Source organism: Streptomyces sp. SS8, assembly GCF_054072955.1.
Genome location: NZ_JBSVCZ010000014.1, coordinates 144,033 through 156,797, shown reverse-complemented (window position 1 = coordinate 156,797; position 12,765 = coordinate 144,033). Strand labels below are relative to the sequence as shown.

At 72.0% G+C, this 12,765-nt stretch carries 9 protein-coding genes and 1 pseudogene; 6 read left to right on the top strand and 4 right to left on the bottom strand.

Annotated elements, in window-relative coordinates; genetic code table 11:
- The first annotated feature begins 76 nt into the window (after nt 1–76).
- The 5 genes and pseudogenes from ACW69E_RS15910 (at nt 77) to ACW69E_RS15890 (ending at nt 5,318) form a co-directional block, all read left to right on the top strand.
- Nucleotides 77–1,063: a carbohydrate kinase family protein gene (locus tag ACW69E_RS15910; protein WP_457498898.1), complete on the top strand. Its 987-nt coding sequence runs from the start codon at nt 77–79 to the stop codon at nt 1,061–1,063.
- Nucleotides 1,060–1,239 (top strand): hypothetical protein, encoded by a 180-nt coding sequence (locus ACW69E_RS15905; protein WP_457498897.1) that lies wholly within the window; start codon nt 1,060–1,062, stop codon nt 1,237–1,239. Before ACW69E_RS15910 ends, ACW69E_RS15905 begins: the two co-directional genes overlap by 4 nt.
- A pseudogene (gene metF / locus ACW69E_RS15900) lies at nt 1,236–2,099 on the top strand (methylenetetrahydrofolate reductase [NAD(P)H]); the annotation flags it as partial. The gene ACW69E_RS15905 and the pseudogene metF, both read left to right, overlap by 4 nt.
- A 270-nt stretch (nt 2,100–2,369) precedes the next feature.
- Nucleotides 2,370–3,440: a methyltransferase domain-containing protein gene (locus ACW69E_RS15895; protein ID WP_457498896.1), complete on the top strand. Its 1,071-nt coding sequence runs from the start codon at nt 2,370–2,372 to the stop codon at nt 3,438–3,440.
- Nucleotides 3,441–3,596: 156 nt separating this feature from the next.
- Nucleotides 3,597–5,318, top strand: a complete 1,722-nt coding sequence (locus ACW69E_RS15890) for a gamma-glutamyltransferase family protein (RefSeq protein ID WP_457498895.1) — start codon at nt 3,597–3,599, stop codon at nt 5,316–5,318.
- A gap of 103 nt (nt 5,319–5,421) precedes the next feature.
- On the opposite strand, the gene ACW69E_RS15885 is transcribed toward ACW69E_RS15890, so the two are convergent.
- A complete protein-coding gene (locus ACW69E_RS15885; RefSeq protein ID WP_457498894.1) occupies nt 5,422–7,653 on the bottom strand; it encodes an ATP-binding cassette domain-containing protein in 2,232 nt (743 codons plus the stop codon).
- A 61-nt stretch (nt 7,654–7,714) separates the two neighbouring features.
- On the opposite strand from ACW69E_RS15885, the gene ACW69E_RS15880 reads away from it, so the two are divergent.
- The gene (locus ACW69E_RS15880; RefSeq protein WP_457498893.1) at nt 7,715–8,668 is read left to right on the top strand and encodes a helix-turn-helix transcriptional regulator; all 954 of its coding nucleotides are present in this window, start codon (nt 7,715–7,717) and stop codon (nt 8,666–8,668) included.
- A gap of 482 nt (nt 8,669–9,150) precedes the next feature.
- Here ACW69E_RS15880 and ACW69E_RS15875 read toward each other — a convergent pair whose 3' ends face one another.
- The 3 genes from ACW69E_RS15875 to ACW69E_RS15865 are packed head-to-tail and all read right to left on the bottom strand — an operon-like array spanning nt 9,151 to nt 12,661.
- Nucleotides 9,151–10,449, bottom strand: coding sequence for a zinc-dependent alcohol dehydrogenase (locus tag ACW69E_RS15875; RefSeq protein ID WP_457498892.1), 1,299 nt, complete (start codon nt 10,447–10,449; stop codon nt 9,151–9,153).
- A complete protein-coding gene (locus ACW69E_RS15870; protein ID WP_457498891.1) occupies nt 10,446–10,850 on the bottom strand; it encodes a hypothetical protein in 405 nt (134 codons plus the stop codon). The genes ACW69E_RS15875 and ACW69E_RS15870 overlap by 4 nt, the downstream gene beginning before the upstream one ends.
- A complete protein-coding gene (locus tag ACW69E_RS15865) occupies nt 10,847–12,661 on the bottom strand; it encodes a thiamine pyrophosphate-requiring protein (RefSeq protein WP_457498890.1) in 1,815 nt (604 codons plus the stop codon). The genes ACW69E_RS15870 and ACW69E_RS15865 overlap by 4 nt, the downstream gene beginning before the upstream one ends.
- Nucleotides 12,662–12,765: the final 104 nt, after the last annotated feature.

Genomic DNA, 12,765 nt, shown 5'->3' with positions numbered 1-12,765 from the left:
ATCTCTGACCCCGCCTCCCGTCCGGGGCCGGCGGCCCGCACCCGCCGGCCCCGGGCGGGCCCAAGGAGTGAATGCCGTGCGCATCGTTGTGACCGGATCGATCGCCACCGACCACCTGATGGCCTACCCGGGAAGGTTCGCCGACCATCTGGTCGACGGCCACCTGGAGCGGGTCTCGCTGTCCTTCCTCGCCGACACCCTGGAGGTCCGCCGCGGCGGAGTGGCCGCCAACATCGCCATCGGCCTGGGACGACTCGGCCTGCGGCCCCTCCTAGCCGGGGCCGCAGGCCACGACTTCGCCGAGTACCGGCACTGGCTGGAGGCCAACGGCGTGGACACTCGGCTCACCCACGTGAGCGACACCCTGCACACCGCCCGCTTCGTGTGCACCACCGACGCCGACCAAAACCAGATCGCCACCTTCTACCCCGGCGCGATGGGCGAGGCCCGCGGCATCACCCTCACCCCGCACGCCCACCGGACCGGCGGTGTGGACCTCGTGGTGATCTCCCCCAACGATCCCGAGGCCATGCTCCGGCACACCGAAGAGTGCCGGAGCCTGAACATCCCCTTCGCCGCCGACCCCTCCCAGCAACTGGCCCGCCTCGACCGCGGTCAGGCCCGTCGCCTGATCGACGGCGCCCGCTGGCTGTTCACCAACGAGTACGAGTCGGCTCTGCTCCGGCAGCTCACCGGCTGGTCCGGGGACGAGGTCCTGGAGCGGGTCGGCGCCTGGATCACCACCCGGGGTCCGGAAGGGGCCACGGTCGCACGGCCCGGACAGCCGCCCCTGCACATCTGCGCCGTCCCCGTTCCCAGCCCGGTCGACCCCACCGGCGTCGGCGACGCCTTCCGGGCCGGCTTCCTGGCGGGCGCCGCCTGGCAGTGGCCGTACGAGCGGGCCGCCCGGCTGGGCTGCGCGCTGGCCGCCGTGGTCCTGGAGACGGTCGGCACGCAGGAGTACAAACTCTCCGCCGCCGATCTCCTCCTGCGCCTCGAACAGGGCTACGGCGCACCGGCGGCCGCAGAGATCGCCCCCGACCTTCAAAGGATCGGCGTATGAGCGGCCCGGTCCGTGCCGATGCCCTGCGTGCGGTGCCGGCGGAGTACGACGCCGCCGACCGGGCGTACGGGCTGCCCGAGGAGTTCCGGCTCCGTCCCGAGCAGCCCGCCGACGCCGACGCCACCGTCGCCCATCACCCGGAAGCCGAAAGCTTCGACGCCGGAGGTCGGACATGACCACGCTGCGCGACGTCCTCGAGGCCGGTTCCCCCTCCTTCTCCTTCGAGTTCTTCCCGCCCAGGACCGAGGCGGGCGAGCGCACCCTGTGGAACGCCATCCGCCGTATCGAGGCGCTGCGCCCGACGTTCGTCTCGGTCACCTACGGAGCCGGCGGGTCCTCCCGGGACCGCACCGTCGCCGTCACCGAGCGGATCGCGGCCGAGACCACGCTGCGGCCGGTCGCCCACCTCACCGCCGTCGGCCACTCGGTCGCCGAGCTGCGCAACATCATCGGCCGGTACGCCGACGCGGGAGTGCGCGACGTGCTCGCCCTGCGCGGCGACCCGCCCGGCGACCCGGGCGCGCCCTGGACCCCGCACCCGCAGGGCTTCACCCACGCCCACCAACTGGTCTCCCTGGTCAAGGAGATGGGTGACTTCAGCGTCGGGGTGGCCGCCTTCCCCGAGAAGCACCCCCGATCGCCCGACTGGGACAGCGACATCCGCCACTTCGTCGCCAAGTGCAAGGCCGGCGCCGACTACGCCATCACGCAGATGTTCTTCCACGTCGAGGACTACCTGCGGCTGCGCGAGAAGGTGACCGCCGCCGGCTGCGACACCCCGATCATCCCCGAGATCATGCCCGCCACCGACGCCCGGCAGATCGCCCGCTTCGCCGAACTGTCGGGCGCGGCCTTCCCCGAGGACCTGGCCCGCCGTCTGGAGGCCGCCCGCGGCAACCCGGCCGCCGGCCACCGCATCGGCGTCGACCACGCCACCGCCATGGCCGAACGCCTGCTGGCCGAAGGCGCACCCGGGCTGCACTACATCACCCTCAACCGCTCCACCGCCACCCTCGACATCCACCACAACATCCTGGGCACCGCCCCCACACCGTCCACCCCGGCACCCGCCTCTGCCCCCGTGCGGGACTCCGAGGCGGCGCATCCGTCCCTGGCGGCGCTCGGCCGCGAGGAGATCACGCCGGCCGGGCACGAGACGCCCGGCCTGACGGCGATCCACCGCGAATACGCCGCCTCCCGCCGCGGAGCGGACGCTCTCCGCGCCCGGCACCGCAGTCCGTGATCCCGACCGATCCTGTTCGCGCTCGCGCATCCGACACGTTCCGAGAGAAGGGGAAGACGGAAGATGGACATCACGCGCAGAAGTTCCGGACCGCGCAGAAGTGAGGTCCTGGAGCTCCGCGACGAGGAACTGACCGGCGGGTGGCAGGACTTCCAGCTCTCCTCGATGCCGGATCTCCTCGGCTCCCTGCACCTCTGCCACGCCGTGCACGCGCTGGCGAGGTCCGGGCTGCTGGACCGTCTGCGCAGTGGCCGCGACAGCGCGGAGGCGGGCCTCCTCGACGGCATGAACCAGCGCATCGCGTCGAACGTCCTGCGCTACCTGATCCTCAAGGGTGTGCTCGAGGAATGGCGGGGCGCCTACCGGCTGACCCGCCGCGGTGCGCTCCTGACGTCGGATGTCTCCCTGGCCCGGCTCGGCTTCTACCTCGAGGCGTACGGCCCGGTCGTCCAGCGGGCCGACGAGCTGATGACGGGGCGGGCCGTCTACGGCACGGACGTGCACCGGAGCAACGGACCGCTGAGCCGCCACTGCGGGACCATATTCGCCAGGTACTACACCCCACTCGTCCTGGAGACCATGCGCAACCGGGGGGCCAGGCGGATCCTGGACCTCGGCTGCGGCGGCGGGCAGCTCCTCGTCGACGCCTGCCGGAACGATCCGGAGATCACCGGCGTCGGCCTGGACATCGCGCCCGCGGCGGTGGAGGTCGCCCGCGACCTCGCACGCCGCCACGGCCTGGAGGACCGCCTCGACTTCGTCGTCGCCGACGCGTTCGACCCCGCGACCTGGCCCGGAGCCTGCTCGGGCGCCGAAGTGATCACCGGCATCGGCGTTCTGCACGAGCACTTCAGGGACGGCGACGAGGCCGTCGTGGACATCCTGAACGCCTACGCGGACTTCCTCACCGGCGAGAGGATGCTGCTGATCGGCGAGCCGGAACCGTTCTACGACGACCGGGAGAACGATTCGGAGTTCTTCCTGATGCACGTCCTCACCGACCAGGGCTTCCCCGTGGACCGGGCGGCGTGGTTCGACGTCTTCGAGCGGACCCGCCTGTCGTGCCGCCGCACCCTCACCTGGGCCACGGCCGGGCCGCGCATGTGCTTCTACGACCTCGTGCCGCAGGGCTGACGGCGCGCACCGCGCCCCGGCGGGCACGCACTCGCCGGGGCCCGTCACGAAACCACCCACACAGAAAGGCGTGTCGCGTTGAACTGGGGAAAACCACAGCTGAGTGGAACCTTCGGAGCCGTTTCCTCGACCCACTGGCTGCCCTCGGCTGCCGCCATGTCGATCCTTGAGAAGGGTGGTAACGCCTTCGACGCGGCCGCCGCCGCCGGTTTCGTCCTGCAGGTGGTCGAACCGCACTTCAACGGGCTCGGCGGGGACGTGCCGATCCTCTCCTACCGGGCGGCGACGGACCGCGTACAGGTGGTGTGCGGCCAGGGGCCGACGCCCCAGGCCGCCACCATCGACGGCATCAGGCGGCTGGGGCTGAACCAGATTCCGGGATCGGGCCTGCTGCCGGCCGTCGTGCCCGGCGCCTTCGGCGCCTGGATGCGGATGCTGGCCGAGCACGGCACACTGCCGCTCTCCGAGATCCTCGACTACGCCATCGGCTACGCGGAGAACGGTTTTCCGCTGCTGGCCGGCACGGCTGAGGCCATCGGGGTGCTGGCACCGCTGTTCGAGACGGAGTGGCTCGAGTCCGGGCGCGTCTACCTGCCCGACGGCCGTCCCCCCGCAGCCGGTTCGCGGTTCCGCAATCCCGCGCTGGCGGAGACGTACAAGCGGCTCCTGCGAGAGGCCGGCGCCGCGTCAGGCGGGCGCGAGGCGCAGATCGCCGCAGCCGAGAAGGCCTTCTACCAGGGCTTCGTCGCCGAGGCCATCGACACGTTCGTCTCCACCACGGAGGTCCTGGACTCCACCGGCCGACGGCACAAGGGTCTGCTGACCGGTCAGGACATGGCGGACTGGCAGGCGACCGTGGAGGAGTCCGTGCACATCCGGTACGGGGACTGCACGGTCCACAAGCCGGGTCCCTGGTCACAGAGCCCGGTCTTCCTCCAGCAGCTCGCGCTCCTGGAGGGCTTCGACCTGCGCGGTATGGGCCTGAACAGCGCGGAGTACATCCACACCGTGGCCGAGTGCGCCAAGCTGGCCTTCGCCGACCGCGAGGCCTGGTACGGGGACCCGGACCACAGCGACGTGCCGCTGGAGATCCTGCTGAGCCCCGCCTACACGGCGGAACGGCGCGAGCTGGTCGAGGCGAAGGCCGCGACCGCTCTGCGCCCCGGCTCCCCCGGCGGGCGCCGGCCACACGTGCCGGAACACGTGGCGGACCCCGTGCCCCCCGAGCGGGAGCACTGGATGTCCCAGATCCGCAACGGCCTGCCCACCGTCGTACAGGCCACGAAGGCCCGCACCGACACCTGCACCATCGTCGTGGCCGACAGGTTCGGCAACATGGTGGCCGCCGTTCCCAGCGGCGGCTGGCTGAAGAGCTCCCCCGTCGTCCCGGGCACCGGCCTCTCCCTCGGCACGCGGGCGCAGACGATGTCCCTCGAGGAGGGACACCCCAACTCCTTCGGGCCGCGGCGCCGCCCGCGCACCACGCTCAGCCCCAGCCTCGTCATACGGGAGGGCAAACCGGTTCTGGCCTTCGGCACCCCGGGCGGGGACCGCCAGGACCAGTGGACTCTGGAGTTCTTCCTCGCTGTGGCCGAGTTCGGCCTCGACCTCCAGTCCGCGACCGAGTCCCTCGCGTTCCACACCGACCACTTCGCCGCTTCGTTCACTCCGCACGAGTCGCGTCCCAGGGTGCTGACCGTGGAGCGGAACTGCGATCCACAGGTCATCGAGGAGCTGCGCGCCCGCGGGCACGAGGTCGAGCCGGCGGCCGAGTTCTCGCTGGGCAAGGTCTGCGCCGTCGGCGCGGATCCCGGGCGTGACCTGCTGCTGGCCGCCGCGAGCCCGCGTGGCCGCCAGACGTATGCCGTAGCACGCTGACCCCGCCGGCCCACGGCGGGGCGGCCCACGGCCGGGGCCACCGGGCGTACGCCGGCCCGGGCAGAACCCGCTGCTGCCGGGTTCCGCCCGGGCCGCGGGGCGCTCACTCCTCCCGCAGGGCGGCGGCGGTGACGGTGCCCTCGATCCGGGCGACCGGCCCCTGGTAGAGGATCCGGCCCCCGTGCCTGCCGGGGCCCGGGCCGAGGTCGATGAGCCAGTCCGCGCGCCGGATGACATCGAGGTTGTGCTCGATCACGACGACGGTGTGGCGCTGGTCGAGGAGCTGGTCGAGGACGTCCAGCAGGGCCGTTATGTCGCGCAGGTGCAGACCGGTGGTGGGCTCGTCGAGGACGTAGAGGGTCGGTTCGCTGGTCTCGCGCAGTTCCTTGGCGATCTTGACGCGCTGGCATTCGCCGCCGGACAGCGTGGTGAGGGGCTGGCCGAGGCGCAGATAGCCCAGTCCGACCCGCTCCAGGTGCGTCAGGGCCTCGCGTATCTGCTTGTCCGGCAGCTGCCCGATGGCATCGGTGATCGTCAGGTCGTCGATGTCCGCGATGGACAGTCCGTTGACGCGGTGGCGGAGCACCTCGCCAACGAACCGCCGTCCCCGGCAGGTCTCGCACACGGTCTCCTGGCCGTCCATGAAGGCCAGGTCCGTGTAGATGACGCCCAGTCCCTTGCAGTCGGGGCAGGCTCCCTCGGAGTTGGCGCTGAACCGGCTGGCGGGCAGGCCGCTGTGCCTGGCGAAGAGCCTGCGGATGGCGGGGGCTGTCCCGGTGTAGGTGACTGGGGTGGAGCGGCGGTTGGTGCTGACCGGCTTCTGGTCGATCACGACCGCGTCGTGCTGGGCGACCAGTTCCGTCGCGAGGCTGGACTTGCCGGATCCCGCGACCCCGGTGAGGACCGTGAGGATCCCGGTGGGGATGTCGGCGGTCAGGTCCTTGAGGTTGTTGCGGGTGGCGTTCGCCACCGTGATCGCGCCGGTGGCCTCGCGCGGGCTGGTGGTGATCGGCACCCGCTTGTCGAGGGCGGCGGCCGTCGCCGTCCGCGCCTTCTGGAGTTCGTCGAAGGTGCCCTGGAAGACCAGTTCCCCTCCTCCGGCGCCCGCGTCGGGTCCGATCTCGATGATCTGGTCGGCGATCTCCATGACGGCGGGGTCGTGCTCGACGACGAGGACGGTGTTGCCCTTGTCGCGCAACTGCCGCAGCAGGGCGGTCATGGAGGCGATGTCGTGCGGGTGGAGCCCGACGGTGGGCTCGTCGAAGACGTAGAGCATCTCGATGAGGCTGCTGCCGAGGTGCTTGACGGTCTTGATCCGCTGCGACTCCCCGCCGGACAGGCTGGTGGTCGCACGGCCGAGGTGGAGGTATCCCAGCCCGATGGTGACCATGGCCTGCAGCCTCTCCCTGAGGGCTGCCACGACCGGTGCGACGGAGGGCTCGGTCACCTCCTCCAGCACACCGACGAGTTCGGTGATCTCCATGCGGGCCATCTCGCCGATGGTGCGGCCCGCGACGGTGGCGGTGCGGGCGGCCTCCTCAAGGCGGTCGCCGTGGCATTCGGGGCAGACCTGGGAGCGGGTGAAGCGGGCGATGACCTCCCTCTTGCGGTCGGAGAGGTTGTCGGTCGTGCGCAGGTAGATGCGCTCGAACCGCTCCACGATGCCCTCGTAGTCCTTCGGGGGCTTGGTGCCCAGACGTGCGGCGTGCTCGCCTCCGTGGAGCAGTGCCCGGCGCTCCTCCTCCGTCCACTCCCGCAGCGGGGTGTCGGCCTTGAAGCTGCCGATGTCGGCGTACTGGGAGTACCAGTAGCCGCCGTCGCCGAACCCCGGCAGCAGGATCGCGCCCTGGGCCAGGGACTTGTCCAGGTCCAGGAACCGGTCTACGGCGCTCACCACGACCTCGCCGATCCCGGAGCAGGTCGGGCACATACCGGTGGGGTCGTTGAAGGAGAACCGGTTCGACTCGCCCACGTGCGGCGAGCCGACTCGGGAGAACAGCAGCCGCAGGTAGGTCCAGGCGTCGGTGATCGTCCCCACCGTGGACCGGGCGTTCCCGCCGATCCTGCGCTGGTCGATCACCACGACCGGCGAGAGTCCCTCGATCCCCTCCGTCTCGGGACGTGACCACTTCGGCAGTCGGTTGCGGACGAACGGTGGGTAGGTCTCGTTGAGCTGATGCCCGGCCTCTGCCGCGATCGTGTCGAACACCAGGGACGACTTGCCCGACCCGGACACCCCGACGAACACGACCAGTCGGCCGCGCGGGATCTCCACGTCCAGGCACTTCAGGTTGTTGGTCCGGGCACCTCGGATACGGATCGCACGCTCCAGCATGCGACAAGGCTACGAAGAGATGTGGTCGCATTCTGACCGCGACTGGAGTGAGAATGGGGGCATGGCGGATGTCACCCAGCGCATCCTCGCCCTGCTGGCCACGCTCCAGACCGGGCGCGCGTTCAGCGGCGAGGAACTCGCGGCGCGGCTCGACGTCAGTCCCCGGACGCTGCGGCGCGACGTCGACCGCCTCCGCGGCTACGGTTATCCCGTCAAGACCCAGCCCGGCCCCGGCGGCCACTACCGACTCGCCGCGGGAAGCGCCATGCCTCCGCTGGCGCTCGACGACGACGAGGCGATCGCGACCCTCCTCGGGCTGGCCACCCTCGCCTCCACCGGCAGTGCCGCCGAAGGCAGCGTGGACGAGGCCGCCACCCGGGCCTACGGCAAGGTCGACCAGTACCTTCCCAAGCGGCTGCGCCACCGCGCCGCCCACCTCCGGACGAGCCTGGAGACGGACGCCGCCCCCGCCCCGAGCGTCAGCGCCGACGTCCTGGCCGCGCTGGCCGACGCCATCCAGCACCACCTCGTCATCACCTTCGACTACGCCGGCAGGGACGGCTCGGCCACGTCCCGGCGCGTCGCCCCCTACCGCCATGTCCACCACAACCTGCGCTGGTACCTCCTCGCCTGGGACACCCACAAGGACGACTGGCGCGTCTTCCGCATCGACCGCATCACCCGCCTCAGGACCTCCACCAGCACCTACACGCCCAGACCCCTGCCCGCCGAGACCGCGCTCGACTACCTGCGCCAGGGGCTCAACAAGCACCGCGAGCGCGTCGTCGTCACCGTGGACGCGCCCCTGCCCGCCGTCGCCGAGGCGTTCAGGTACCGGGAGGCCGAACTCGTCGCCCTGGGCGACCGGCGGACCAGGGCCGTCCTGATGCTCGACACCTGGCAGTGGCTGCTCCCGGATCTCGCCTTCCTGGACGCCGACTTCACCGTCGACGAGCCGGCCGGCTTCCGGGACGCCCTCGGGGCCTTCGGCGCGCGCCTCCGCCGCAGCGGATAAAACCCCGCGTGCCCCGCGCCCTGCCGGGCGGCGGGGCGGTGGTCGCCCGCGGGGTGCGGGCGCCCTCGCACATCCGCTCCAGGTCCCGTTCGGCGTTCCGCACCACCGCGGTGAGCGGTCCGCTGTGGAAGGCCAGGACATCGCCCGTCCGCAGGGGCGGTTCAACCACTCGAAGGGTCCGGTGCCGCCTCCCAGCGGCGGCCCGGCCTCCTCGATTGCCCTCGGTCAGCCGCTCCCTCTCGCCGAATCCCCCGCTCCCGGGCGGCGACGACCTCGACGGGCGGCGGCGGAGCCAGTCAGGACCGCGCGTGAAGGACGCGCTCACCCAGGCGACGGGGCTCCGCGCCGTGCGTACCGGCTCCGCACGAGGCACCCCTCACGGCATGGCCGGCATCGACCTTCGAGGTTCCGCTTTCAGCGACAACGCCTTCATGAAGTCGCCGGCCTCCCGGGCCTTCTCCCCAGGTGCGCCGCCCTCACGCTCACCGCTTCCCCGTCTCCCCGGTCCCCGCGGTGGTGGCCGCTCCGGTGCCCGCGGCCTCCCCCATGCCGGGTGCGACCGAGCCCTGTCCGCCCGGGCCGAGGGCCACCTTCGTCCAGCCCGACTCCCGGCGGTCGAACGTCCGGTACGCCTCCACCGCGTCCGGCACCTCGGCCCAGCGGGTCAGCAGCGGGGTGGGGTCCAGCTCGCCGGAGGCGACCATGGAGACCAGGCGGGGCAGGTAGCGGCGGTGGTTGCAGTTGCCCATCCGCAGGGTGAGGTTCTTCATGAACGCCTCACCGAACGGATAGTGCTCCACCTGCGGCGGATAGACCCCGATGGTTCCGACGGTGCCGGCCTTGGCCGCCATCCGCACCGCCCAGCGGGCCGCCAGCGACGGCGCGTCGCCGGGGACCCAGGTGTCGCCGTCGGGCCGCTGCTCGGGGGCGATCTCGTCGCGCTCGCGGTCGAACTCCTCCGCCTGCCCGGCCAGGGCCTCGGCGGCCGGGCCGCGGGCGGGGCGCTGCGCGTCGACGCCGACGGCGTCGATCACCCGGTCCACGCCGATGCCGCCGGTCAGGTCCAGTACCGCCTCGACGGGCTCCTCGGCGTTGAAGTCGACCGTCTCGGCGTGCTGGTCGCGGGCCAGGTCGAGACGGTCGGGGACGCCGTCCACCACGATGATGCGCCCGGCGCCCTGGAGCCGGGCGCAGGCGATCGCGGACTGGCCCACGGGGCCGGCACCGAGGATCGCGACCGTGTCACCGGAACCGATCTCGGCCAGCCGCGCGCCGAACCACGCCGTGGGGTAGATGTCGGACAGCAGGATCGCCTGCGCGTCGTCGACGGTGTCCGGCAACGGCACCAGCCCGACGTGCGCGTACGGGATGCGGGCGTACTCCGCCTGCAGCCCGTCCAGACCGCCGGCCGCCTCGGGACCGCCGAAGAACACCGTGCCCGCCCGGCGCCCGCCGGGGTTGGCGTTGTCGCACTGGGCGTAGTAGCCGGCCCTGCAGTAGCTGCACGTTCCGCAGGCGACTGTGGAGGGCACCACCACCCGGTCGCCCGGGCGGAAGTTCCGCACGCCCGCGCCGACCTCCTCCACGATCCCGACGGCCTCGTGGCCGAGGATCCGCCCTTCCCTCATGCCCGGCATCGTGCCGCGCACGAAGTGCAGGTCGGTCCCGCAGATCGCCGACGAGGTGATCCGCACGATCGCGTCGTACGGTTCGTGGATCTTCGGTTCCGGCACCTCCTCCACCCGGATGTCACCGACGCCGTGCCACACGACAGCCTTCATGAGCCCTCCTGGTCCTCGGTCGGCCCGTGTACGCCGAACGGGTCGCGGGTGCCCTGGGACCCATCGCCGAAACAGGGGTCTCCGCGCCGCTGGACCGGCATGCGACCGACTCCTGCTTCGTGGTGGCACATCCGCACCACGTGCTGTTCGGCACGGTCGTCTCCGTCCCGGGCATCAGCCGCGGCGAGCCCTCCTTCGAACCCCACCCACCAGTCCGGCTGGGATCCGAAGGAGACCTTGTCGGGGCGGTAGGGGCCGTACGCCCGGACAGGGCTGATCCGGGCCAGGCCCCCGGCGAGCACGAGGACGCCGGTGACCGCGGAGAACGGGCCGCCCGAGGTTCCGCCCCGGCGTCCGCTGCCGGGGCCGGTGCCGTGGAGCGCGGTGGGCGGGGCGCTCACCCGCCCTGTTCCTCCTCGGGACGCTTGCCGCCGGGCAGGAACTCCTGCACCTTGGCCTTGACCCCCTGCCGGACCATCGAGCCCCGGTCGCTGTCGCCGCGCAGTATCGCGGAGGCGGTGGCTCCCATCTGGTCCCAGGTGGCGTGCGGAGGGATCGGCGGCACGGCGGGGTCGGTGCGCACGTCGATGACGAAGGGACGGTCGGCCGCCAGCGCCCGCTCCCAGGCGGGCCGGACGTCGTCCGGCTTCTCCACACGCACCCCGTCCAGCCCGAACCGGGTGGCGATCTCGGCGTAGGGCAGGTCGGGGATGTGCTGGGACTCCTCGAACTGCGGAGCGCCGCTCATCGACCGCATCTCCCAGGTGACCTGGTTGAGGTCCCGGTTGTTCAGCACGCACACGATCAGCCGCGGATCCGACCACCGGGAGCGGTACTTGGCGGCGGTGACCATCTCCATCAGGCCGTTCATCTGCATCGCCCCGTCACCGACCAGGGCGATGGCCGGCCGGTCGGGGTGGGCGAACTTCGCACCGATGGCGTAGGGCACGCCCGGCCCCATGGTCGCCAGCGTGCCCGACAGCGAGCCGCGCATCCCGCCCCTGAGGCGCAGGTGGCGGGCGTACCAGTTGGCGGCCGAGCCGGAGTCGGCGGTGACGATGGCGTCCTCGGGCAGCAGTCCGTCCAGCGCGTGCACCACGTACTCGGGGTTGACCGGGTCGGCCTCCAGCGCGGCGCGCCGCTGCATCACCTCCCACCAGCGGGAGACGTTCTCCTCGACGGTGTGCCGCCAGGCGCGGTCCTCCTTGCGGTGCAGCAGCGGCAGCAGCCGCTCCAGGGTGGCGCGCGCGTCGCCGACGAGGTTCACCTCGAAGGGGTAGCGCAGGCCGACCATGTGCGGGTCGACGTCGATCTGCACCGCGCGCGCCTGGTCGAGTTCGGGCATGAACTGGGTGTACGGGAAGCTGGAGCCGATCACCAGCAGGGTGTCGCAGTCACGCATCAGCTCGTAGCTGGGCCGGGTGCCCAGCAGTCCGATGGCGCCGGTGACGTAGGGCAGCGTGTCGGGCAGGGCGTCCTTGCCCAGCAGGGCCTTGGCCACTCCGGCGCCGAGCACGTCGGCGGTCCGCTCGACCTCGCTCCGCGCGCCCCGGGCGCCCTGGCCGATCAGCACGGCCACCTTCTCGCCGGCGTTGAGCACCTGCGCCGCCCGCGCGAGGTCCTCGTCCGCCGGGACCGGCGCGGACCTGCCCAGCCCGAGGCTCGAGGGCACCATCTTGAACTCGTGGCCCGGCGGGGTGTACTCCAGCTCCTGCACGTCGGCCGGGATGATGACCGCGGTCACCGTGCGCCGGCCGTAGGCGGTGCGGATCGCCCGGTCGATGAGGTTGGGCAGCTGCTCGGGCACCGTCGCCGTCTCGCAGAAGTCGGAGGCGACGTCCTTGTACAGGGTGTGCAGGTCGACTTCCTGCTGGTAGGAGCCGCCCATCGCGCTGCGGTCGGTCTGGCCGACGATCGCCACCACCGGTACGTGGTCGAGCTTGGCGTCGTACAGGCCGTTGAGCAGGTGGATCGCCCCGGGGCCGGAGGTCGCCGCGCACACCCCCACCTTGCCGGAGAACTTCGCGTACCCCACCGCCTGGAAGGCCGACATCTCCTCGTGCCGGGACTGGACGAACTCCGGCCTGTTCCCCGCCCGGCCCCAGGCGGCCAGCAGACCGTTGATGCCGTCTCCCGCGTAGCCGAAGACGTGGTCCACCCCCCACTCGCGCAACCGCCGCAGAACGTAGTCGGCCACCTTCGTGTTCGCCACTCGTCTCTCCGTTCCCTGTGTCCTGGAAGTGCCCGGCCGTCGCGTCACCGTGGACGCCCTTCCCCGCGGCCGGTGGCGGAGCCGGTACCCGTCCGTTCCGGGGG

What these genes read in the sequence shown, in the direction of transcription:
- ACW69E_RS15880 (WP_457498893.1), top strand. Translation starts at nt 7,715, where the DNA reads ATGGCGGATGTCACCCAGCGCATCCTCGCCCTGCTGGCCACGCTCCAG.
- ACW69E_RS15885 (WP_457498894.1), bottom strand. Translation starts at nt 7,653, where the DNA reads ATGCTGGAGCGTGCGATCCGTATCCGAGGTGCCCGGACCAACAACCTG.
- ACW69E_RS15875 (WP_457498892.1), bottom strand. Translation starts at nt 10,449, where the DNA reads ATGAAGGCTGTCGTGTGGCACGGCGTCGGTGACATCCGGGTGGAGGAG.
- ACW69E_RS15905 (WP_457498897.1), top strand. Translation starts at nt 1,060, where the DNA reads ATGAGCGGCCCGGTCCGTGCCGATGCCCTGCGTGCGGTGCCGGCGGAG.
- ACW69E_RS15895 (WP_457498896.1), top strand. Translation starts at nt 2,370, where the DNA reads ATGGACATCACGCGCAGAAGTTCCGGACCGCGCAGAAGTGAGGTCCTG.
- ACW69E_RS15890 (WP_457498895.1), top strand. Translation starts at nt 3,597, where the DNA reads ATGTCGATCCTTGAGAAGGGTGGTAACGCCTTCGACGCGGCCGCCGCC.